This window comes from Methylocaldum sp. 14B (assembly GCF_002005105.1).
In the GTDB taxonomy this organism is placed as follows: Bacteria; Pseudomonadota; Gammaproteobacteria; order Methylococcales; family Methylococcaceae; genus Methylocaldum.
In genome coordinates this window covers 44067-66708 of record NZ_MSCV01000024.1, presented here as the reverse complement: position 1 = coordinate 66708, position 22642 = coordinate 44067, and the positions used below count along the sequence as shown (strand labels likewise).

Below are 22642 nucleotides of genomic sequence, written 5' to 3'. Positions count from 1 at the left end.
CCTTCCGGTCAAGATCGTTAATCCATCAAGACTCCGATAGCAGACCAGTACCGGCAATACCTATCCGTGCAGAATCGCCTTGCGGATACGTTGAAACCACTTTTCACGGCCGTCTCGACGTTTTTGCCGATTCGTCAGGATACCTCGTAGAGGCGATTCATTTCCGGGATTTTCAGCACCCCGCCCGATCCGAAATCCCGGTGATCGAACCTGGCCGAATCCTCCGCCGACCGTCGCGCCGCCAGAAGGGCTTCCAGAGTACCGAACCATATGAGGTAATAGCCGAACAATTCCAGGCTTTCCTCGATGATTTGCTTATATCCGGTCTTAAAATCGCTTCCCATGACCAGTTTCAGCAGCTCGGCGTGACCTACCAACTGGGCCAGCACCGCCACGGCCAGAAATCCTGACCAAAGAAAACCGAAAGGCGCCGAGTGAATCAAAGTACAAATCTGTTCCGGTAAGACTTTTCGGTTATGCCAGCCAATCATTAGCAACACGAAAAGCGAAATGCCTGCCGGCAATTGCCTATCCCACCAATAGTCCCACTCACGTATCGAAGCGATCACGACGAACATTCCGAGCATCAGAAACAAAGGCCGACGGTGCTTCAAGCGCCAAGCACCGAAAAAATAGAGAGACATGGTCGCCATGATCAGGCCATATTGCAGCCACTCGACAAAATACCCTTCGCTGAAAACGTTTTCCGCATTGGCTCGGCTCGACCTCGCCAGGTAATCGTAAGTAACGAAAATTGCGAGGAAATAAAAAATCAACCTTATCGAGCCGAATACGATAGCAGTTCTATTTTTATGATCGATTTTTTCCGCCATTGGTTGCATACCCCTTCAAATGCCTCATCCATCAACCCGCGGCAATGGAGGAACCGATTGGAATCTCGTTTAGTCGTTCATTTTTATTTCCTTCCCTGAACATGCTAGCCGTAGGCGTGCGGTCACACACTATGATTTGCCCAGACCTTCCCACGGCTCATACAGAGCATCGGTTTCGATCTCGAACAACCCGAGAATCCGTCCCACTGTCTCGTCGATAAGCGCCGCCAACGTTTTCGCCCTGCCGTAAAACGCCGGCAACGGGGGGAAGATGATGCCCCCCATTTCCGTAACGGCGGCCATGTTGCGGATGTGCGCCAAATTCAACGGCGTTTCGCGCGGCACCACGACCAATCGACGACGCTCCTTAAGTGTTACGTCGGCCGCGCGCGAGATCAGGTTGTCGGAAAATCCGTGCGCCACTGCCGCCAAGGTTTTCATCGAGCACGGCGCGATAATCATGCCGCGGGTCTTGAACGCACCACTCGCGATGCTGGCTCCGACATCGTTGACATCGTGAACGACATCGGCAAACGCGCACACCTCGGCGCGCTTCATGCCCAATTCATGATGGATATTGAGCACACCCGCCGAGGAAACGATCAGGTGCGTTTCCCATCCCCCGATGTCGCGCAGCACCTGAAGCAGGCGCAAGCCGTATACGGCACCGGTCGCGCCGGTCATTGCAATGATCAGGCGTTTATTTCCGTTCATGACCCGAACCGCTCGGCCATTTCATCCGCGGCCGTAACCAAGGCATCGATCATTTCATCGCCGGCAGCGATATGGCCGGCATTCGGCAAAACGCGCAGCTCGGAGTTCGGCAGGCGCTTGTAAAGACTGAACGACGATTCGACGGGGCAAACCAAATCCCGGCGGCCATGGATCAAAATTACCGGCAAATGACGAATCCTGTCACATTGCTCCAAAATCGCATTCTCCGGGATGAAATATCTGTTCACTGCATAATGGAGTTCGATCCGAGCTTGGTTGACCACCTCGGACGATACATGCTCGTTCAACTCCGATGAGTCGAACTCGTTGCCGACAATGACCTGGCCGCTCCACAGCGCCCATGCGCGGGCGGCACGCCGCTGGGCCAATTCGTCATCGCCGGTCAGGCATGAATACAAGTAAGACAAAGGATGAGGCCGCTCAGGCTCCGGGATATTTTCCATAAATCGTTCCCACGCCTCCGGATAAACTCGGTCCGCGCCCGAACCGATGAACCATTCGATATCGCGCTGGCGGGCCAGAAACGCCGCCCTAAGCACCAGTCCGACGATCCTGGACGAATGGCGCTGCGCATAAACGAGCGCCAGGGTCGCGCCCCAGGAGCCCCCGAAAACCGACCAGCGATCGATTCGAAGCGCATGGCGGATATACTCCAAATCACGGATCAAGTCGGACGTAGTGTTGCCGTGGAGCTCTCCATGGGGAAGCGAACGCCCAGCGCCTCGCTGATCTATAAGAATAATCCGGTACTTGTTGGGATTGAAAAAAGAGCGGTGATAAGCCCTGCAGCCGGAACCCGGTCCACCGTGCAAGAACACGACGGGCATTCCGGAGGGATTCCCGCATTCTTCCACATAGATCTGATGCTTATTCCGTTTGAATTGATGGACTGCGTAGGGTTCGATTTCGGGGTAGAGAATTCTCATGACAGGCTCAGGTCGGGCAGGAATTTGGACCTGGCGTAACGGAATAATGAACCAGCGGAGAACCTAACTGCCAATCCGGAACGCAGACAAAACCGCCATCGATTGATGGCGGCATTTCAGAGCAATATTCATATCGTGTTTCGATGCGGACGATGTCGAAAAATTCTACACCTGCATCGGACAATCGGACGTATTTTCTCGGCAAGAAAAAAGGGGGATTCTCATCCCCCTTTTCTTTTCGGCTTGAAAGGCTCTTAGAAGCCGAAACCGAGATAAGCGCCGGCGGTAAGGCCGTCGGTGTCTACGCCCTTGAGTACGCCATTCCTGCTCTTAATGTCGAGGTCATCGCCAGTGAAGTGATAACGGAAATCAAGACCCGCCCACAGGTCGCCCCAGATCTTGTATTCGGCACCGGCGCCCAGCATCAGGCCGGGATTGAGCACGGTAACGCCGCTGGACGGCGGGCTGATGACGTGGATGCCCAGACCGAACGGAATGATCCACGGCCGGAAGTTGCCCATATTGTTGAACTTGATTTTCGGAGCAGCGGTAAGCGTGAACTGGGTAATCTTGTTCTCGATTACCTCCCCCCCGGTAAAGGCGTCAACCAGGAAATTTTCTCCAGTGCCGAAGTTCTTGTATTCGAACATCACTTCGCCGTCGAGCGAGGCGATATCGGTCAGACCCCAGAAATCGTCGGTCAACTGATGGTCGAAACCGGCGCCGACATACCAGCCGTCGTTGTCGTTCTCGTCTGCGTTCCAAACCAGCGTTTCTAGGCCTTTGTAGCCACGACCATGCTCCATTTTGGCATAACCGCCGCGGAAGAAGAGCAGATCATGATGCTCTTTCTCATGCTCCTCGGCTTCGGCAAGTTGCTGTTCGACCTTCTGCTGCTGCGCGTCCATCCGTTCCGCATTGGCCTTGGCATCGGAACGCGCCTTCGCCAATTCCGAACGCAACGCGCGCATCTCGTCTTCCATCATCTGCAAACGTCTTTCGATATCGGCCTGCGCAGACGTACCTTTGTAGTGGCTCTCCGCCATAGCCTGCTGCGGCGCCAAGCCGGCCACCGCGACAGCGGCAGTAACCATTGCTGCCATACCAGTCGATTTCTTGATCATTCTTATTCCCCCTCGTGCGAGTTGAACCTAAATCCGTTGCATGCCAGCAACAAAAAGTTGCATGTCGGCACGATCCTAACAAAAAAATCTCCATACAACAATTAGTCTATTTCATTATTTTTGCTAATTGTGGCTATTTGGACCGTTGCTTTTCTTGGGCTAGCCGAAACATACAGCCTTGCGGTTATAATGGCGAGTTAGGCTGCAACAGACAGTTTGTGGGGCCACGGCTCAGGCTATCGCCGCGTGATATCGCTGAGCACGAGGACGACCGCCTGAATACCAAGCGAATGCCTGGCCCTCCCTTGCTCCTTGCCCGCGGCGAATCAATCCATAAGAATTTAAGACATTGCCTGTTTTAATCGGGATATGACGGATATTCGCCCGGATGCAACATTCACTGGTCCAAAATAAATACAGAGACACGACATGGCCGTAAAAAATCGATTACACCGTAGCGAGTTGGCTGTTCCGGGCAGCAACAAGCGTATGTTGGAAAAAGCGCCCGAATCCGGCGCCGACGTAGTCTTTCTCGACCTGGAAGATGCCGTCGCTCCGGACGATAAAGAGCAGGCTCGGGCCAACATCATCGAGGCCTTGAATACCTATGACTGGTCGAAATGCGCCGTTTCCATCCGAATCAACGGACTCGACACCCATTACGCCTACCGCGATCTCGTAGAAGTGGCCGAAGCCTGCGGCGACAAGCTCGACACCATTCTGATCCCCAAAGTGGGCAGCGCCGCCGACGTGTATTTCGTCGCCACCATGCTGTCCCAAATCGAGGCTTATAAAGGCTTCAAGCCCATCAACATCCACGTATTGATCGAAACCGCAATGGGCATGGCGAACGTGGAAGAGATTGCGAAAAGCTGCCCCGAGCGCATGGAAGCCATGGTGTTCGGCGTGGCCGACTACGCCGCCTCAGTTCGCGCCCGCACCACGCAGATCGGCGGAGCCAATCCCGAGTATGGCATGCTCACCGATCCCGACGAAAACGGCCAGCGTTATTTCCATTGGGGCGATCAGTGGCATTTCGGCATTTCCCGCATGGTCGCTGCCTGCCGCGCCTACGGGCTGCGGCCCATCGACGGTCCGTTCGGCGATTTCGGCGACCCTGAAGGCTACAAGGTCGCCGCGCGCCGTGCCGCCGCTCTCGGTTGCGAAGGCAAGTGGGCCATTCACCCGTCCCAGATCGCCCTGGCGAACGAAGTCTTTACCCCTACCGAAAAGGAAGTGAATCGCGCCCGCCGCATCTTGGTCGAAATGGAAAAGGCGGCGAAGGAAGGCAAGGGCGCCGTGTCCCTGGACGGCCGCCTGATCGATGCTGCTTCGATCCGCATGGCCGAAAATGTGGTCAGACAGATCGAACAAATAGAGGCCCGCCAGTCGTAGGGGATTTCCGTCGGTCGGGTTACCGAATCGTAACCCGACATTCCTATCGTCGGGTTACGGTCTGCCGGCCCAGCCTGACCTACATTGAAGAGAGGAAAGCAATCAGTGAACATCCATGAATATCAAGCGAAGGAACTGCTGAAATCATACGGTGTGCCGGTTCCGGTTGGCGGCGTCGCCTACTCCGACCAGCAGGCGGCTCAGGTGGCCGAGGAAATCGGCGGCAATAAGTGGGTCGTCAAAGCACAGATTCATGCCGGCGGCCGCGGCAAGGCGGGCGGGGTGAAGGTCGTCGACTCCATCGCCGAGGTGCAAAAAACCGCCGATGCCATGATCGGCACCCACCTGGTCACCCATCAGACCGGCCCCGAAGGCTCCATCGTCCAGCGTGTCTGGATCGAGCAAGCCAGCGACATCAAAAAGGAATTCTACCTAGGCTTCGTGATCGACCGCGGCTCTCAGCGCATCACCATCATCGCATCCAGCGAAGGCGGCATGGAAATCGAAGAGGTCGCCAAAGCGACCCCCGAAAAGATCGTCAAGGAAGTCATCGACCCCGCAATCGGCCTTCTGGACTTTCAGTGCCGTAAAGTCGCCACCGCCATCGGCCTCAAGGGCAAGCTGATGCCGCAAGCCGTCAAGCTGATGAAATCCATCTACCGCTGCATGCGCGACAAGGACGCCCTGCAGGCCGAAATCAATCCCCTAGCCATCGTCGGGAACGGTGACGACAAACTGATGGTGCTCGACGCCAAGTTCAGCTTCGACGACAACGCCCTCTATCGCCAGAAAGCCGTCACGGAAATGCGCGACCTGGCCGAGGAAGACCCGAAAGAGGTCGAAGCCTCCGGTCACGGCCTCAACTACATCGCGCTCGACGGCAACATCGGCTGCATCGTTAATGGTGCCGGTCTCGCCATGGCTTCTTTGGACGCCATCACCCTGCACGGCGGACGTCCGGCCAATTTCCTCGATGTCGGCGGCGGCGCCTCTCCCGAAAAAGTCACCAACGCTTGCCGTATCGTGCTGGAAGATCCTAACGTCAAGTGTATCCTGGTGAACATTTTCGCCGGCATCAACCGCTGCGACTGGATCGCCAAAGGTTTGATCCAAGCCTGCAACAGCCTCCAGATCAAGGTTCCGCTGATCGTGCGCCTGGCCGGCACCAATGTGGAAGAAGGCCGCAAGATCCTGGCGGAATCCGGCCTCTCCTTCATTACCGCCGAAAATCTGGACGACGCAGCGGCCAAAGCGGTCAAAACGGTGAGAGGGTAAGCATCAATGAGCGTATTCGTTAACAAAAACTCCAAGGTCATCTTCCAAGGCTTCACCGGCGAACACGCCACCTTCCATGCCGAAGACGCAATGAAAATCGGCACCAATGTCGTCGGCGGCGTTACGCCCGGCAAGGGCGGCACCACTCATTTGGGTCTACCGGTATTCGACACCGTGGCGGAAGCCGTGGCCGCCACCGGCGCCGATGTTTCCGCCGTATTCGTGCCCCCGCCGTTCAGCGCCGACGCCTTGATGGAAGCCGTCGATGCAGGAATCAAAGTAGCGGTGACCATCGCCGACGGCGTTCCGGTGCACGACATGATCCGACTCCAGCGCTACCGCACCGGCAAGAATACGATCATCGTCGGCCCCAACACTCCCGGCATCATCACGCCGAGCGAATGCAAGGTGGGCATCATGCCCTCGCACATCTACAAAAAGGGCAACATCGGCATCGTCTCCCGCTCGGGAACGCTCAACTACGAAGCCACCGAGCAAATGGCAGCCCTGGGACTCGGCATCACCACGTCGGTGGGCATCGGCGGCGACCCCATCAACGGCACTGACTTCATGACCGTGCTGCGCGCCTTCGAAGCCGATCCCGAAACCGAAATTGTGGTCATGATCGGCGAGATTGGCGGCCCCCAGGAAGTGGCGGCAGCTCGTTGGGCGAAGGAAAATATGAAAAAGCCCGTCGTCGGCTTCGTAGCCGGCATCGCCGCCCCCACCGGCCGGCGCATGGGGCATGCCGGCGCCATCATTTCCAACGAAGACGACACGGCCAGCGCCAAAATGGACGCCATGGAAGCCTTAGGGCTGTATGTCTCGCGAAACCCGGCCCACATCGGCCAAACCGTGCTGAGGGCGATGAAGGAAAATGGCATCGCCGTTAAATAATCGGATCGTGACCTAGTGCAGGTCGGGAATCCTTTCCCGACATAGCGGGTCGGCAAGGGATTGCCGACCTACGAGACATAGGGTGCGGCGAGGTAAGAACCGCACCGATTCGCTTTTTTCATACGTATGGAAATCATGATGCGCGATATCTCGCCCTTGGAACTTAGAAGCTATCTCGAGACCGCCAACCCCAAACCTCTCCTGCTCGACGTGCGCGAACCACAGGAATACGCCCACTGCCATATCGAAAGCAGCATACACATTCCCATGAACGATATTCCCTACCGGCTCGCCGAACTCGATCCGGCGCAGGAAATTGTCGTCATCTGCCATCACGGCATGCGCAGCCGCATGGTGGGCGATTATCTGGAGCGCCAAGGATTCAGCGATATCGTCAACCTACGGGGCGGCATCGACGCCTGGGCTAGGGAAGTCGCACCCGATATGCCGCGGTATTGATCGTGATCGCCGTCATTCAGCGGGTGACGCGGGCCGAAGTGACCGTGGCCGGCGAAAGCGTCGGAAAAATAGACCGGGGGATACTCGCTTTGATCGCCATCGAACGGGGCGATACGGAAGCTCAAGCGGACCGTCTGGCCGAGCGGATTCTGGGTTACCGGATTTTCGGAGATGCCGAGGACAAGATGAATCTCAACGTGACGGACGTGAGCGGCGGGGTCTTGCTGGTCTCCCAGTTCACTCTGGCAGCCGATACCCGAAAGGGGATGCGCCCGAGCTTCACTCCCGCCGCCGATCCTGAGACCGGAAAACGTCTGTTCGACTATTTCGTGGAAAAGGTGCGGGCCCGGCACTCGCCCGTAGAAACCGGACGGTTCGGCGCCAATATGCAGATCGAACTCGTCAATGACGGACCGGTAACTTTCACTCTAAACGTACCACCGGCCGCAGCCGACTGATGGCCGCTTTGTAGCTTCGTAGGGTGGGTTAGACGCGCATACCCGTCGTGCCATCAACCTGCTCCAAGCTTGACGCGCGTCGTAACCCACCGGAGCGGCATCGATGCCCCATTTCGGTGGGTTACGGTGCGCTTCCAACTCAGCGGTAAATGGAAAAGTGCTCCTCATGCGCACCTAACCCACCCCTCTACCTTCTACGGTTCAATCAACACCCGCGTTCCCACTTCCACCCGCTCGAATAAATCGGCCACGTCCGAACTCTTCATGCGGATGCAACCGTGGGAGGCCGGGGTTCCGTTGACGCCTTCGTCGGGGCTGCCGTGGACATAGATGTAACGCCAGGTGGTGTCGACTGCCCCGTAGCGGTTGAAGCCGGGTTCCAGACCGCCGAGCCAGAGGATGCGGGTCAAAATCCAGTCCCTTTCCGGAAATCGGGCGGCGAGAACCGCATCGTAAATCTCCCCGGTCGGCCGGCGTCCGACGAATACGGTATTGGGCGGCAACCCCGTTCCGATCTTGGCCCGGATGCGATGCCAGCCGCGCGGAGTGCAGCCGCTGCCCATGCGTTCGCCGGGACCGTTCTTGGCGGTGGAAACGGGCCAGGTGCGGATCACCTCGCCGTTCTCGACAAGATCGAGCTCCTGGCGGGGAATACTGACCCGAAGGTAGAACGGCGGTTCAGGCCGGTCGTCGCCCACGGTGCCTCTACGCCTTCTCGAAGAGCGCGATGGATTCCACGTGTGCCGTCTGCGGAAACATATCCATAACGCCCGCGCGAATCAGACGGTAGCCGTGCTGGTGAACCAGGATGCCGGCATCCCTCGCCAACGTGGAGGGATTGCACGAAACGTAGACGATACGGCGCGCCCCCCAGCGCGGCACATAGGACAAAACCTCTTCGGCACCCGCTCGGGAGGGATCGAGCAATATCTTGTCGTAACGCCGAGTCGCCCATTCGGCATCGTTCAGGGCTTGGCTCAGATCGGCGACATGAAACTCGACATTGCCGAGACCATTGGCTTCCGCATTCTGGCGGGCGCGTTTCACCGATTCGGAACTGCCTTCGACACCGACGACCCGGCTCGCACGCTTGGCGATCGGCAAGGTGAAGTTGCCGATTCCGCAAAAAAGGTCGAGCACCGATTCGCCGGGCGCCGGATCGAGCACTGCCATCACGCGATCGACCATCTTGCGGTTGATGTCGATGTTGACCTGGGTGAACTCGGTGGGCTTGAACAGGAACTCAATGCCCTGATTCAGCAGCGAATAGCTCAGCATCGGCGGATGCTCCGGATAAAGCGGAATGATCGAATCGGGACCCTGCCGCTGCACATAAACGTCGAACTCGAAGCGCGCGCCGAACGCCTTCAGCCGCTCCAGATCGTCCGGGGACGCATCATCGAGGATACGAAACACCAGCGCGGTGCGTTCATCGCCCACGGCGACCTCGATCTGCGGGAGCCTATCCTTGATACTCAGCGAACCGATCAATTCCGACAGTTCTCGGAGGCGCTCGCCGACCTTTGGATGCAGCACGGGGCAGGATTCCAAATCGGCGATGAAGGGGCTGGAGCGTTCGCGAAATCCGACCAGCACCCGCCCTTTCTTCGGCACGTATTTCACGCCGAGACGGGCCTTGTGGCGATAACCCCAGTGGGGGCCGGTCAACGGCGGCCACAGCGGCACCTCGTCGATTTTGCCGATGCGCCGGAACTGATCCGCCAAAAGCTTTTGCTTTTCTTCGATCTGCGCCGCGTCGGTCAGATGTTGAAAGCTACAACCGCCGCAGACGCCAAAGCTAGGACAACGGGGTTGAACCCGTCCCGGTGCCGGCGTTATGACCTCCTCGACCTTGCCTTCGGCATAATCGCGGCGAACGGACGTATAGACGAAGGTCACGTCCTCGCCCGGCAGCGCGCCGTCGATGAAAACGGCCTTGCCTTCGACGCGGGCGACGCCCCGTCCGTCATGAGCGAAGGAATCGATGTGCGCCCGGAAAGCTTCCTGGGGAAGGTTTTTTTTGCGTGCTCGTGCGGCCATGGTCAGTCCGGAAATACGCCGGTGGACAAATAGCGGTCGCCGCGATCGCAGATGATAACGACGATCACCGCGTTTTCGACTTCTTTAGACAGGCGCAGGGCCGCCGACACCGCGCCGCCGGACGAGATGCCGGCAAAAATGCCTTCGCGCGCCGCCAGTTGGCGAGTCGTTTCCTCCGCCTCTTCTTGCGTTACGTCCATGATGCGATCGACTCGGCTGAAATCGCAGATTTTCGGCAGGTATTCCTTGGGCCAGCGGCGTATGCCGGGAATCTTGGCCTGGTCCTTGGGCTGAACGCCGATGATCTGCACCGCCGGATTTTTCTCTTTCAAAAACGTCGACGTACCCATAATGGTGCCGGTGGTTCCCATCGAGCTGACGAAGTGGGTCACCGTGCCCTGCGTGTCGCGCCAAATCTCCGGGCCGGTACCTTCGTAGTGAGCGCGCGGATTATCCGGATTGGAGAACTGATCGAGGATTCGACCTTCACCCTTTCGCTCCATGTCCCGGGCCAGATCGATGGCCGCTTCCATGCTACCTTCGGCGGGCGTCAGGATGATTTCGGCACCGAATGCTTTCATCACGGCGCGCCGTTCTACGCTCATGTTTTCCGGCATGATCAGGGTCATCCGATAACCTTTGATGGCCGCCGCCATCGCCAGGGCGATGCCGGTGTTGCCGCTTGTGGCTTCGATCAGCCGATCGCCCGGCTTGATCTCGCCGCGCTCTTCGGCGCGCTTGATCATGCTGATCGCCGGCCGGTCCTTCACCGATCCCGCGGGATTATCGCCTTCCAGCTTCGCCAGAATGGTATTGCTCGTCTCGCCCGGAAGACGCTGCAATCTGACCAATGGCGTATTTCCGACAAAGGATTCGATGGTGGGAAAAATCATGTCCGTTCTCGAGAGGTTGATATTCCTGAGCGATACGCTCAACTATGGGATAATAGGAAAAGTTCAAATTTTACCATTTCACGTTTTGTGCCATGCAAAAAGTCGAATTGCTGTCTCCGGCAGGCACCCTCAAGAACATGCATTATGCCTTCGCTTACGGCGCCGATGCGGTCTACGCCGGCCTGCCGCGCTACAGCCTGCGGGTTCGGAACAACGATTTCCTGGAAAGGAATCTCGCAATGGGCATATCCGAGGCTCATGAACAGGGCAAATCCTTCTATCTCGCGACCAACGTCCTCCCGCACAACGCCAAGGTCAAGACCTTCATCAAGGATTTGGCGCCGATCGTCGCCATGGGGCCGGATGCCCTCATCATGGCCGATCCCGGCTTGATCATGCTGGCCCGGGAGGCATGGCCGGACATGCCCATCCATCTCTCGGTCCAGGCCAATACGCTCAACTACGCGGCGGTGCGCTTCTGGAAATCGGTCGGGATCGAGCGGATCATTCTGTCGCGCGAGCTTTCTCTGGATGAAATCGGAGAAATCCGGCAACAGTGCCCGGACATGGAGCTCGAAGTGTTCGTGCACGGCGCCCTATGTATTGCCTACTCGGGACGCTGCCTGCTGTCCGGTTATTTCAATCACCGCGACCCGAACCAGGGCACCTGCACCAACGCCTGCCGCTGGAAGTACGATTTGGCGCCGGCGGAAGAAAACGCCGAAGGCGATTACATTCCCGGACAACTCCGCCTGTCGTTGTCCGACCTCAATCAAAATCTCTCGGCTTGCGGCGATCAGGCCCGCCATCCCTTGGCCGACCAGGTCTATTTTCTCGAAGAAGAAACGCGGCCGGGCGAACTCATGCCGGTCATGGAGGACGAGCACGGCACCTATATTCTCAACTCGAAGGACCTGCGCGCCGTGGAGCACGTGCAGCGCCTGGTGGCGTTGGGCGTCGACAGCTTCAAGATCGAAGGGCGCACCAAATCCTACTATTACGTGGCGCGCACCGCGCAGGTCTACCGGCAAGCGATCGACGACGCCCTGGCCGGGCGGAAATTCGATCCCACGCTGCTGGGCGTGCTGGAAAACCTGGCACAGCGCGGCTATACCGACGGCTTTTACGTGCGCCACCACACCCAAGACTATCAAAACTACATCCGCGGCCATTCGGAAAGCCACCGCCAGCAATTCGTGGGGGAAATCGCCGATTTCGACGAGAACTCCGGACTCGCGGCCGTCTTGGTGAAAAACAAATTTGCCGTGGGCGACCGGCTCGAACTGATTCTGCCGCAGGGCAACCGCGACATCGTGTTGCAGCACATGGAAGACGAACGCGGCAACCCCATGCAGGAAGCACCGGGCGGCGGCTATAACGTCAGGATACCGGTGCCGGTCGGCGATTGCCGTAACGGATTGATCGCCCGGTATCTGTAAGCTTCCTGTAAGCTTCGGAAAGGCGGCCTCCTCGAATGGTCCACCCGCAAAGCTCGGTCGGGTATCATAACGCCTCCTGAATCTTACAGTGCGGAGACTGCTTATGACGTTTACCACCCCCGATCTTTGCGATCGATACTCCGGCACTCATCATTTGCAGATCGCCGAACCGATGTTTCGCCCTTTCGGCGGCAAGAGCGCCTTCAGCGGTCGCGTCACGACGCTCAAGATCTTCGAAGATAATATCCTGCTTCGAGCGGTGCTCGAAGAGAAGGTCGAGGACCGGGTTCTCGTCGTCGACGGAGGCGGTTCCCACCGCTGCGCGTTGCTTGGGAGCAATCTAGCCAGGCTCGCCTGCGACAACGGCTGGCAGGGCATCATCGTCTACGGCTGTATCCGGGACTCGGTGGAAGTCAACCGGCTACCCATCGGCATCCGGGCGCTGCATACCCATCCTTTGAAAAGCCACAAAAAAGGCGGCGGTGATCGGGACATCCTCGTCACTTTTGCCGGCATCAATTTCAGGACCGGTTATTACGTCTACGCCGACGAAGACGGCATCGTCGTGACCGAGGATCAGTTGGCCTGACCATGGGACACCGACTCACCAAGATCTATACGCGGACCGGCGACAAGGGCACTACCGGGCTCGGCGACGGAACCCGCGTCGGCAAGGATGCCCCGCGCGTCGAGGCCTATGGCGCGCTCGACGAACTCAACAGTCATATCGGATTGGTCCTAGCTTATACCGCACCGCCCAAGGTGGCGGACTGCCTGACCGAAGTTCAACAAGTTCTATTCGACCTCGGCGGAGACTTGTGCATTCCCGGACGCCGCTCCATCGACCAAAGTCATATCGACTGGCTGGAACAGTGGTTGGATCATTTCAATAACCAACTGCCTTGGTTGCAGAATTTCATATTGCCCGGCGGAAATCCGCCCGCGGCACATTGCCATGTCGCCCGTGCCGTCTGCCGCCGGGCCGAACGGGTGCTGGTTTCGCTGGGAAAAGCAGAGCCTGTAGATACGTTTGCCCTCGCCTATCTCAACCGTCTATCGGACTTCTTGTTCGTGGTCGCGCGTATCTTGGCTCGGCAGGGCGACGGAACGGAAACGCTGTGGCAGCCTCGTCGTCCCGCTCCGCAGCCGCCACATTGATTCGGCTTGCCTAAAATGTAAGAATCTCCCACCCTCTTAGTCAGAAATTACCCACACGCCTATGGAAATCATACTCGCCAATCCCCGCGGTTTTTGCGCTGGCGTCGACCGCGCCATCGAAATCGTCGAACGCGCCATCGAGGTTTTCGGAGCTCCGATTTACGTACGGCACGAAGTGGTCCATAACCGCTATGTCGTCGACGGCTTGCGCGATCGGGGAGCGGTATTCGTGGAAGAGCTTTCGGAAGTTCCGGAAAACTCCACCGTGATTTTCAGCGCACATGGAGTTTCCAAGGCCATTCAGGAGGAAGCTCAGGAACGCGGTCTCCAGGTGTTCGACGCCACCTGTCCCTTGGTCACCAAAGTGCATATCGAAGTACATCAACACGCGAACGAAGGGCGGGAAATCATATTCATCGGCCACGCCGGACACCCCGAAGTGGAAGGCACCATGGGACAGTACGTCAATCCGAACGGCGGGATTTATCTCGTGGAATCGCCGGAAGATGTCGACACGCTTCAAGTCACGAATCCGGACAATCTGGCCTATGTTACCCAAACCACCCTCTCCATTGACGACACTCAAGCCGTCGTGGATACCTTGAAAAAGCGCTTCCCGAATATCATCGGCCCAAGAAAAGACGATATCTGCTACGCCACGCAAAACCGCCAGGATGCGGTGAAGAAGCTCGCCACCCATTGCGACGTCATTCTAGTGGTCGGCTCCCCGAATAGCTCCAATTCCAACAGGCTGAGAGAAATCGCCGAGAAGCTCGGGCGTGCGGCCTACTTGATCGATGATGCCGATCAGCTTCAACGAAATTGGATAGACGGCGCTCAGAAAATCGGCGTTACAGCCGGCGCTTCGGCTCCTGAAATTCTCGTAACCAAAGTCATCTCCAAGCTTAAGGAATGGGGCGGACGGACGGTAATGGAGACCCGAGGCATCGAGGAAAAAGTCGTATTTTCTCTGCCCAAAGATCTTCGGCGCACGGCCTAAGAATCGTTATCCGCCGGTAAATCGCGTCGCAAGACCGGCGGATAAAACTCCTTTAGCACCTTCTGATCCGCGGCGGACCAGAAGGTGCACCTCCTCTCCCCGCGTCCCGCCTGACTCGTACCTCACTCTAACAATCGAGTTGGCACCGCCTCAGCAATCTATTCACTGCAATTCAACACTGGGAAGCTAGACTTACTTCTAGAGTGCCTCCATCTTGGTGTAGAGTCGCTCATTCGACCGGATTCCGGTCGAGACCGTTGAGACTACAGGAAGTCGGAACCGAAAATGCTCTTTTTGGAGCTTTTCAAGCATGCGGAATCGGGATTGAGCGCCAGATGTTAAGAGCCCAGGAAAATCGTTTCGAAGAACTGAAGACCACAGGGAAGCTGCCTTCCCCTTTCGGCGTCGCACTCGAAATCATGCGCCTGACCCACAAGAAAGACGCAACCGCACAGGAAATCGCCCAACTCGTGCAAATCGATCCGGCCTTGACGGGCAGAGTGATCCAATTTGCGAACTCGGCACACATCGGTGCACGTCGGCCGGTTGTAGCGGTCGTCGATGCCATTGGGCTTTTGGGCACGAATACCGTACGTCAGTTCGCGCTTAGCCTTTCAGTAATCCAAGGGAATCTGAGAGGGGCCTGCGGATCATTCGATTACCGGGTTTTCTGGTCCGATTCTTTAGCCCGGGCCCTATCCATCCAAGCCATAGCGACACGTGATCGTACTTTCGCTCCGGAAGAAGCGTTTACTTGCGCTCTTTTGTCCGAGATCGGCCAACTGGCATTGGCCAGCGTGTACCCGGATGAATACGCTCAGTGCCTAGCCGCATGCAGGCCCGGAGATGACGATGGGTTAATCGAGTCGGAACAGGAACGATTTTCCATAGACCATCGCCAAATCACGCTCGGTTTATTGAAAGAGTGGGGCTTCCCTGCCGTTATGCTCGAAGCGTTAGCGCTTAGTAATACCGACGCGGGGCCATTGACATCAGAGAGCACCAGAGCCGAGCGCTTTGCGGCGCAATTGCGGCTGGCGACTTTGCTCGGCCGCTGTTGCGATGTGGATGCGGACGCTAGAAACGCGCTGCTCCCGCAAATCATCGCCATGGCACAGACACTCGGCCTGGACGAATCCGATTTGGAGGAGCTTTGGGATCAAGTCACTCAACAGTGGCAGATAACGAGCCGTTTCCTGAGCATTCCGGTCGGCGAACTGCCGCTGATAAAACCGCCCGACACCGATCAAATCGGCATCGATCCAAAACCGGCTGGCCTCAAAATTCTCTTGCTGGATAGCGGTTACGAGCGCATATCCGATCTTGAAAAGCTATTAGACGCCGATGGCCACGAAGTGCTCACGACGAGCAACGCCGATGAAGGCATACAGATCACTGTCACGGAAAAGCCGCAGCTTATTATTGCAGCCTCCGACAAATGCCCCATCGACAGCATACAGTTCTGCAAAGCGCTTCGAGCCTCCGAGCTCGGGCGTCAAATCTATTTGATCGTTCTGACCTCCGCGCCGGACAACGAGTTCTTGGTGCAAGCTTTCGACGCGGGAGCCGACGATTTCATCGTAACCCCGGTCCACGACAGGGTGCTTATCGCTCGAGTGCGCGGCGGACAACGCATCATACAACTGCAGGAAGAAATGGCCCGCGAGCAGCAGGAAATCAGCCGATATGCCCGCGAACTGGCGATCGCAAAGCGAAAAATGGAAGTCATGGCGATGACGGACTCATTGACCAAGGTTCCTAATCGCCGCTACGCATTCGCCAGGCTCGACGAAGAATGGTCTGTTTGGCGCCGCACAGGCAGGCCCTTAACCATCATGCTCCTGGACCTGGACCATTTTAAGCAGATCAACGATATCTTCGGGCATCAAGCCGGCGACCAAGTATTGGTACACACAGCCAAAATCATACGCTCCATGCTGCGCTCCACCGATGTCGTGTGTCGATTGGGCGGGGAAGAATTTATCGTAATAGCGCCGAACACCGATGTAGCCGTTGCGAAAACCTTAAGCGAAAGGCTGCGAGGCGATGTCGAAAAGCATCAGATTCAGACGGTAAAGTTGACCAGACTGGTGACGATAAGTATCGGTGTCGCGGTTTCGACGGACCAGACGGTCAATGAGAACGACTTGCTTCACCGCGCGGATCAGGCCCTCTATCGCGCGAAGCACGCCGGACGCAACGCCGTTCGGTTCTACTCGCCGCAGCGAGCCGCTTAGAGATGTCGTAGCAAATCAGGAATTCATTTTCGGAGGGTAGGTTAGGCGCACATCAGCACTGACCAACCGCCGATCACTGCGCTTCGCGTGCGCCGTAACCCACCGAACGACCTAACTCACTCTACATAATGTTCACTCGAATGCCGAACGGAATTAGACTCGGCTTCAAAGAGGGTGAACGGAGGATAATACTTGCACCAGCCTGTCTGGCGCTTCCGCGAGCGATCAGCGAGAAGTACCGGCAATCTTTAATCGACGGACTCGTTTGGAATACTTCGAAAACGGTTTGAGCGCCTTGCGATCTGATGGCATGGAAAAATGATGATCGAACCTCGTTTCACGTGTCTTCCCGGGTTCGTTTGTATCTCCAGCCCCCTGCGGCGGCGGAATTTCTTCAGATGAATTCGTATCCACCAAGGGCAACCGCACCACGAATTCGCTGCCCGCGCCAGTGCCGGCACTGTAGGCTTCCACTTCTCCGCCATGCATTTCTACCAATCGCTTGACCAGGCTTAAACCGATGCCAAGACCGCCTTGTGCCCGATCAAGGGAACGCGGCTCCTGGGTAAACAAGTCGAAGATGTGCGGGAGACTCGAAGGCGATATGCCCATCCCGTTATCCTGCACCCGTATCACCGCCTTTTGCTCCTCCGCCTCGACCAGCAACTGGATAACACCGCCCTCGTCCGTATATTTCGCCGCATTATCCAAAAGATTGGAAAATACCTGCGTCAATCGAGCGAAATCGGCTTCCACCCAAAGCGGCGCGGACGGTAATTGTATGCACAACTCATGCTGACTGGCCTCGATAAGCGGACGACTTGCTTCGACGGCTTGCAGAACAGGCGTCGTGAGCTCCAGGACTTGAGGCTTGAGCGTTACCTTGCCACAGGTGAGGCGCGACATGTCCAGCAGATCGTCGACCAAGCGCGTAAGCTGGCTCAACTGGCGATCGATGATGCCCTGCGCCCAATCCACGTGAAACGGCGTAACATTCGGTTGTTTCAAGACTTCGACCGCATTGCGGATGGGCGCGAGCGGATTGCGCAACTCGTGGGACAGCATGGCGAGAAATTCGTCCTTGCGGCGGTCGGCCTCTTTCAGCGCCTCCTCGATTCGCTTGCGTTCTATGGCATAACGAATGGACCGGATGAGCAGGTTACCCTGAAACTGCCCCTTAATGACAAAATCCTGAGCCCCTTCCTGGATCAGGCGAAATCCGACAGCCTCATTGTCCAGACCGGTGAAGACGACGATGGGAACCGAACCCGCCATATCGCGGATCTTCAACAGCGTATCGACGCCTTCGGCATCGGGTAGATTGAGATCCAAAAGGATCACATCGAACCGCTGCCGCCTTAGGATTTCCTTCGCTTCGCTGAGCCGAGCCGCCCGTTCCAAATCGAAACACACCATGCCGACCTGGCCTAACGCATCTTCGACCAGGAAGGCATCGCTCGGGCTGTCCTCCACCAGGAGAACGTGGTAGTGCTGCTGCATAGGCTAAACTACCGGGTAGGAAGGCTCACCACCGTAAACCAGAAACTCTCGATGGCCTGAACCACTTTAACAAAACTGTCGAAATGGACCGGCTTGGTGATGTAGCAGTTGGCATGCAATCCGTACGCCCGAAGAATGTCCTCCTCCGCCTTGGATACCGTCATCACCACTACCGGAATCATTTTTAGATTCGCATCGCTCTTGATTTCGGCGAGAACCTCGCGGCCGTCCTTCTTCGGCAGATTAAGATCGAGAAGAATTAGGTCCGGACGTGGCGCATCAGCGTATTTACCCTCCCGCCGGAGAAACGAGGTGGCTTCCACGCCGTCCTCCACGATAAACAGCTCGGTGAGCAGCTTTGCGGATTCGAGCGCTTCTTGGGTGAGAAGCACATCGGTGGGGCTATCTTCAACCAGCAGGATATTGACGGGTCTCATCGGATCGCTCTGAGCTTGGTAGGAAAAGTAAAAAAGAAGGTCGTACCGCGGCCGGGCTCGGATTCCACCCAAATCCGCCCGCCATGTCGCTCCACGACTCTCTTACAAATCGCGAGTCCGATCCCGGTGCCGGGATAGTCGTTCCGCGCGTGCAATCGCTGAAAAATCCTGAATATCCGTTCGAAATAAGGGGATTCTATACCGATGCCATTGTCGGCGACCGCAAATACCCACTCGTTGTTTTGTTTTTTTACGCCGATATGAATCTGTGGTGTTCGGTCACCGCGGAATTTGACGGCGTTGCTGATCAAATTCTGAAACAGTTGGATGAGTTGGCCGGAATCCGCGGAAATCGTGGGCAGGTGGTCATGGGTTATCTTGGCTCCGCTTTCGCTGATGGGGACTTCGAGATTGGCCAAGACTGTGTTTAAGATCGCTTGACAGTCCGTCGGTTCAAAAGGTTGATCCCGTGAGCCGATACGCGAATATGCCAATAGATCATTGATGAGGTTTTGCATGCGTGCGGCGCCGTCCACCGCATGCGAAATCACCTCATCCGCCCGCACGTCCAGCTTTCCCTGGTATCGCCGCCGAATGATTTCCACGCAACCCGCCACTGCCCGTAACGGCTCCTGTAGATCATGGGAAGCCACATAAGCGAATTCCTGCAATTCGGCATTGGAGCGCGCCAGCTCCTGCGCTTGCGCGGCAAGTTGCTCCTCCGCCGTCTTGCGTTCGGTCACATCGAGCATGATACCGATCATGCGGACGGGACGACCGTACCGACCGTACAAGACTTGGCCTCGATCGTTGACCCACCGAATGCTGCCGTCGGTGTGCAAGACGCGATATTCCAGATTGAACGCATCCTGCTTCCTTTGCGTCATAAACCGTTTGATCACCGAATCCACAGCCTCTTTTACGACGGCTCGATCATCGGGATGCACTCTTTCGAGCCAATTCTTGGCGGACGCCTCGCACTCTCCCGGCTTGAGCCCAAGCAGATGATAAGAGCCATCCGACCACATCACTTTGTCCTGAAGTATGTCCCAGTCCCAGGTTCCCGCCCTTGCAGCGCTCAAAGCCAAATTCAAACGCGCTTCGCTTTGCCGCACAATCTCTTCGGCCTGCTTGCGCTGAGTGATGTCGGCTATGGCTGCCAACACATAGTTTTTCTTATCGACATGTATCGGATTCAGAGCGATTTCGACGGGAATTTCCTCGCCGTTCTTGCACAAACCGTAAAGGTCCCGCCCCATGCCCATGGGTTTTCGCTCGGGATCCTTGTTAAAGCTTTGGCGATATGCCTCGTGCCCGATTCTAAACCGCTCGGGAATGAAAACGTCGATCGAGCATCCAAGCAATTCGTCTCTTGAATAACCGAACAACTGCTCCAAATACGCATTGACTAAAACGATCCTGCCGTCATGGTCGACCAGCACCAGCGCATATGGCGCACTCTCCGTAATCATACGGAAGAAGGATTCTGGTCTGTTGCCTGCTTCATCCATGAGGAGAAACGAGAAGTGAGAATTTAAAGCGTCACAGATTGCGGGACTTATGTTGCCCCAAGCCCGGTCGAAAGCGCATCGACCATCAATAACAAGTGACCTGTTAGGGAATCAAATTTTTGCCCAAAGGTCAACCAGATGTTACGAATGATAGAAAACAAATTTGCATGCGTTTCTGATCATTATGCGCTGACAATTTATTTTCATTCGCGTTCCGGGAACGCATGGAAAATCTCGAGCCAGCGCTCTTTCAATTCGGGTGTAAAGGCAATCGAGTCGTCCCTGTACGTGCATTTAATTCCAAATCGCTTTCAATCAGGAATTAATTTTTGTAGGGTGGGTTAGGCGCACATCAGCACTGATCGACCGCCAATCACTGCGCTTCGCGTGCGCCGTAACCCACCGAGCGACCTCGGACCGGTGGGTTACGCTGCGCTAACCCACCCTACGATTAACGTGCATTCGAATGCCGAATGGAATAACACCGAATGTTGTTAACGCGGAATGAAAATGGTTTAGCGGGGCTGTTGCCCCGGCGTGGTCATAGTTGCAGGATTGTGGGCGCGATTGTGCACGCCGGTTGAAGATTGCAATGATGGCAGCAGCGGAATTCAGCCGTCTAGGTCCGCTGAAATTCGCGTCCTGCCTTGACTTCGAGTACATAGCCCGCCCGGATAACGAAATCGCCGAAAGACTCTCCCGTCCGGCGCTCGCGCGCATAGTGCGCGATGATAGGACCCAGTGCATCCACAATTTCGTCTTCCGAAAGCCCTTCCCGGTACAGGGAGTTCAAGCGGCTGCCGTCGGAGCCCGCCCCCAGATAAAGGTTGTACTTTCCCAAACTCTTGCCGACCAGTCCGATTTCGCCGAGATACGGACGCGCGCAGCCGTTGGGACAGCCGGTGACCCGGAGAGTAATGGCGTCTCTTTCCAATCCGGCCTTTTTCAGCAGCGGCTCGAGCCGCGCGAGAAGCGCCGGCAACCAGCGTTCGCTCTCGGCCATGGCCAATCCACAGGTGGGCAAGGCCACGCACGACAAGGCTTGCCGCCGCAAGCCGCTCCAGCGCTCGGCGTCCGGAATTCGATACCGGTCGAGCAAGGCTTCGATCTTAGGTCTAGCGGATTCGCCGATCTTGGCGATAATCAGATTCTGGTTGGCGGTCAAGCGGAAGTCGCCCTCATGGAACTCGGCGATTTCGCGCAGACCCGTCAGCCAGGCGGCCTCGGGCGTATCTCTCAGACGCCCGCTGAGGATGCCGAGCGTCAGGTGCCACTGCCCCCGGTCGTCCCGCACCCAGCCGAAGCGGTCGCCGGTGCTTTCGAAACGAAACGGCCGCGCCGGTTCGAGCCGCCAGCCGAGCCGAGTTTCCAATTCGGCCTTGAACCATTCCGTGCCTCGGTCGTCCAGGGTGTACTTCAGCCGGGCATGTTTGCGGTTACTCCGGTCGCCGAAGTCGCGTTGCACCTTGAGTACGTTTTCGGCGACTTCGATGAGACGATCGGGCCGGCAAAAACCGATGCCTTCGGCGAGACGCGGGTAAGTCAAAGGCTCGTTATGGCTCATGCCCATGCCGCCGCCCACAGCGACATTGAAACCGAGCAACTCTCCGCGTTCGGCGATGGCAATGAATCCCAAGTCCTGGGCAAAGACGTCGATATCGTTGTGGGGAGGCAACGCAATGCCGATCTTGAACTTCCGCGGCAGATAATGCTTGCCGTACAAGGGTTCTTCCTCGGCCGGCGTCCCGGCGATGCGCTCCCCATCCAGCCAGATTTCGTGGTAGGCCCGCATCTTCGGGAGCAGGTGCGCGCCAAGGCGTTTGCTCCAGTCGTAAAGTTCTTCGTGCAGCGGGGAAAGATAGGGGTTGTTGTGGCAAACCACGTTGCGGTTAACATCCCCGCAGGCGGCGATGGTATCCAGCAAGGCGTGATTGATGCCGGCGATAGTCGCCTTGAGGTGCCGTTTCAAGACGCCATGAAACTGGAAGGTCTGGCGGGTCGTGATGCGCAGCGAACCGTAGCCGTAACGGCGCGCCAGTTCGTCCAGTTGCAGCCATTGCCGAGGCGTGCAGACGCCGCCCGGCATCCGCACCCGGACCATGAAGCCGTAGGCCGGCTCCAGCTTCTGCCGCTGGCGCTCGTTGCGGAGATCCCGGTCGTCCTGCTGATAGGTGCCGTGGAACTTGAGCAGCTTGGCGTCTTCCGGGGATACGGCGCCGGTCGCCCGATCGGCCAGGCTTTCCTCGATTGTTCCCCGCAAATAGAGGCTGCGCGCCTTGAGGTCTTCGTCTTCGCTGGCTTGCATGCGTTCTTCCATCATCACCT

Annotated in this window: 21 protein-coding genes; 10 read left to right on the top strand and 11 right to left on the bottom strand. The window is 57.1% G+C overall.

Going from position 1 to position 22642, the window contains the following annotated elements:
* Window positions 1–134: 134 nt before the first annotated feature.
* From B2A78_RS16915 to B2A78_RS16900, 4 genes are all read right to left on the bottom strand, one after another.
* Window positions 135–833 carry a hypothetical protein gene (locus tag B2A78_RS16915; RefSeq protein ID WP_077731187.1) on the bottom strand — a complete coding sequence of 233 codons (699 nt, stop codon included), beginning with the start codon at window positions 831–833 and terminating at the stop codon, window positions 135–137.
* Between the two features lie 129 nt (window positions 834–962).
* The gene (locus B2A78_RS16910) at window positions 963–1547 is read right to left on the bottom strand and encodes a UbiX family flavin prenyltransferase (RefSeq protein ID WP_077731186.1); all 585 of its coding nucleotides are present in this window, start codon (window positions 1545–1547) and stop codon (window positions 963–965) included.
* Complete coding sequence (gene pip, locus B2A78_RS16905) at window positions 1544–2494, bottom strand: prolyl aminopeptidase (RefSeq protein ID WP_077731185.1); 951 nt, start codon at window positions 2492–2494, stop codon at window positions 1544–1546. Before pip ends, B2A78_RS16910 begins: the two co-directional genes overlap by 4 nt.
* A 254-nt stretch (window positions 2495–2748) precedes the next feature.
* Entirely contained in the window at window positions 2749–3618 is an 870-nt protein-coding gene (locus B2A78_RS16900) for a hypothetical protein (RefSeq protein ID WP_077731184.1), read from the bottom strand.
* A gap of 429 nt (window positions 3619–4047) precedes the next feature.
* Here B2A78_RS16900 and B2A78_RS16895 point away from each other — a divergent pair, with 429 nt between their 5' ends.
* From B2A78_RS16895 to dtd, 5 genes are all read left to right on the top strand, one after another.
* Window positions 4048–5013: a CoA ester lyase gene (locus tag B2A78_RS16895; RefSeq protein WP_077731183.1), complete on the top strand. Its 966-nt coding sequence runs from the start codon at window positions 4048–4050 to the stop codon at window positions 5011–5013.
* A 105-nt stretch (window positions 5014–5118) separates the two neighbouring features.
* Window positions 5119–6288 (top strand): ADP-forming succinate--CoA ligase subunit beta, encoded by a 1170-nt coding sequence (sucC, locus tag B2A78_RS16890; protein ID WP_077731182.1) that lies wholly within the window; start codon window positions 5119–5121, stop codon window positions 6286–6288.
* Between the two features lie 6 nt (window positions 6289–6294).
* Window positions 6295–7185, top strand: coding sequence for a succinate--CoA ligase subunit alpha (gene sucD, locus B2A78_RS16885; protein ID WP_077731181.1), 891 nt, complete (start codon window positions 6295–6297; stop codon window positions 7183–7185).
* Window positions 7186–7320: 135 nt separating this feature from the next.
* Window positions 7321–7644, top strand: a complete 324-nt coding sequence (locus B2A78_RS16880) for a rhodanese-like domain-containing protein (RefSeq protein WP_240502569.1) — start codon at window positions 7321–7323, stop codon at window positions 7642–7644.
* A 2-nt stretch (window positions 7645–7646) separates the two neighbouring features.
* Window positions 7647–8102 (top strand): D-aminoacyl-tRNA deacylase, encoded by a 456-nt coding sequence (dtd, locus tag B2A78_RS16875; RefSeq protein WP_077731216.1) that lies wholly within the window; start codon window positions 7647–7649, stop codon window positions 8100–8102.
* 194 nt (window positions 8103–8296) lie between these two features.
* On the opposite strand, the gene B2A78_RS16870 is transcribed toward dtd, so the two are convergent.
* From B2A78_RS16870 to cysM, 3 genes are read right to left on the bottom strand one after another with little or no spacing between them, the layout of a single operon-like run.
* Window positions 8297–8800: a L,D-transpeptidase gene (locus B2A78_RS16870; protein WP_077731180.1), complete on the bottom strand. Its 504-nt coding sequence runs from the start codon at window positions 8798–8800 to the stop codon at window positions 8297–8299.
* 7 nt (window positions 8801–8807) lie between these two features.
* Window positions 8808–10142: a 23S rRNA (uracil(1939)-C(5))-methyltransferase RlmD gene (gene rlmD / locus B2A78_RS16865; RefSeq protein ID WP_077731179.1), complete on the bottom strand. Its 1335-nt coding sequence runs from the start codon at window positions 10140–10142 to the stop codon at window positions 8808–8810.
* Window positions 10143–10144: 2 nt separating this feature from the next.
* Window positions 10145–11035, bottom strand: coding sequence for a cysteine synthase CysM (gene cysM / locus B2A78_RS16860; protein ID WP_205780814.1), 891 nt, complete (start codon window positions 11033–11035; stop codon window positions 10145–10147).
* 92 nt (window positions 11036–11127) lie between these two features.
* On the opposite strand from cysM, the gene yegQ reads away from it, so the two are divergent.
* From yegQ to B2A78_RS16835, 5 genes are all read left to right on the top strand, one after another.
* Entirely contained in the window at window positions 11128–12474 is a 1347-nt protein-coding gene (yegQ, locus tag B2A78_RS16855; RefSeq protein ID WP_077731178.1) for a tRNA 5-hydroxyuridine modification protein YegQ, read from the top strand.
* 103 nt (window positions 12475–12577) lie between these two features.
* Window positions 12578–13063 carry a ribonuclease E activity regulator RraA gene (rraA, locus tag B2A78_RS16850; RefSeq protein WP_077731177.1) on the top strand — a complete coding sequence of 162 codons (486 nt, stop codon included), beginning with the start codon at window positions 12578–12580 and terminating at the stop codon, window positions 13061–13063.
* A 2-nt stretch (window positions 13064–13065) separates the two neighbouring features.
* Entirely contained in the window at window positions 13066–13632 is a 567-nt protein-coding gene (locus B2A78_RS16845; RefSeq protein WP_077731176.1) for a cob(I)yrinic acid a,c-diamide adenosyltransferase, read from the top strand.
* A 61-nt stretch (window positions 13633–13693) separates the two neighbouring features.
* Window positions 13694–14632, top strand: coding sequence for a 4-hydroxy-3-methylbut-2-enyl diphosphate reductase (gene ispH / locus B2A78_RS16840; protein ID WP_077731175.1), 939 nt, complete (start codon window positions 13694–13696; stop codon window positions 14630–14632).
* Window positions 14633–14967: 335 nt separating this feature from the next.
* A complete protein-coding gene (locus tag B2A78_RS16835) occupies window positions 14968–16869 on the top strand; it encodes a diguanylate cyclase (RefSeq protein ID WP_139841148.1) in 1902 nt (633 codons plus the stop codon).
* A gap of 225 nt (window positions 16870–17094) precedes the next feature.
* Here B2A78_RS16835 and B2A78_RS16830 read toward each other — a convergent pair whose 3' ends face one another.
* The 4 genes from B2A78_RS16830 to cysI all read right to left on the bottom strand — a co-directional run bounded on the left by B2A78_RS16830 (window position 17095) and on the right by cysI (window position 22637).
* Complete coding sequence (locus tag B2A78_RS16830) at window positions 17095–18369, bottom strand: hybrid sensor histidine kinase/response regulator (RefSeq protein ID WP_077731173.1); 1275 nt, start codon at window positions 18367–18369, stop codon at window positions 17095–17097.
* An 8-nt stretch (window positions 18370–18377) separates the two neighbouring features.
* The gene (locus tag B2A78_RS16825) at window positions 18378–18806 is read right to left on the bottom strand and encodes a response regulator (protein WP_077731172.1); all 429 of its coding nucleotides are present in this window, start codon (window positions 18804–18806) and stop codon (window positions 18378–18380) included.
* Window positions 18803–20317 carry a PAS domain S-box protein gene (locus tag B2A78_RS16820; RefSeq protein WP_077731171.1) on the bottom strand — a complete coding sequence of 505 codons (1515 nt, stop codon included), beginning with the start codon at window positions 20315–20317 and terminating at the stop codon, window positions 18803–18805. Before B2A78_RS16820 ends, B2A78_RS16825 begins: the two co-directional genes overlap by 4 nt.
* A gap of 619 nt (window positions 20318–20936) precedes the next feature.
* On the bottom strand, window positions 20937–22637 hold the full coding sequence (gene cysI, locus B2A78_RS16815) for an assimilatory sulfite reductase (NADPH) hemoprotein subunit (protein WP_077731170.1): 1701 nt from the start codon (window positions 22635–22637) through the stop codon (window positions 20937–20939).
* Window positions 22638–22642: the final 5 nt, after the last annotated feature.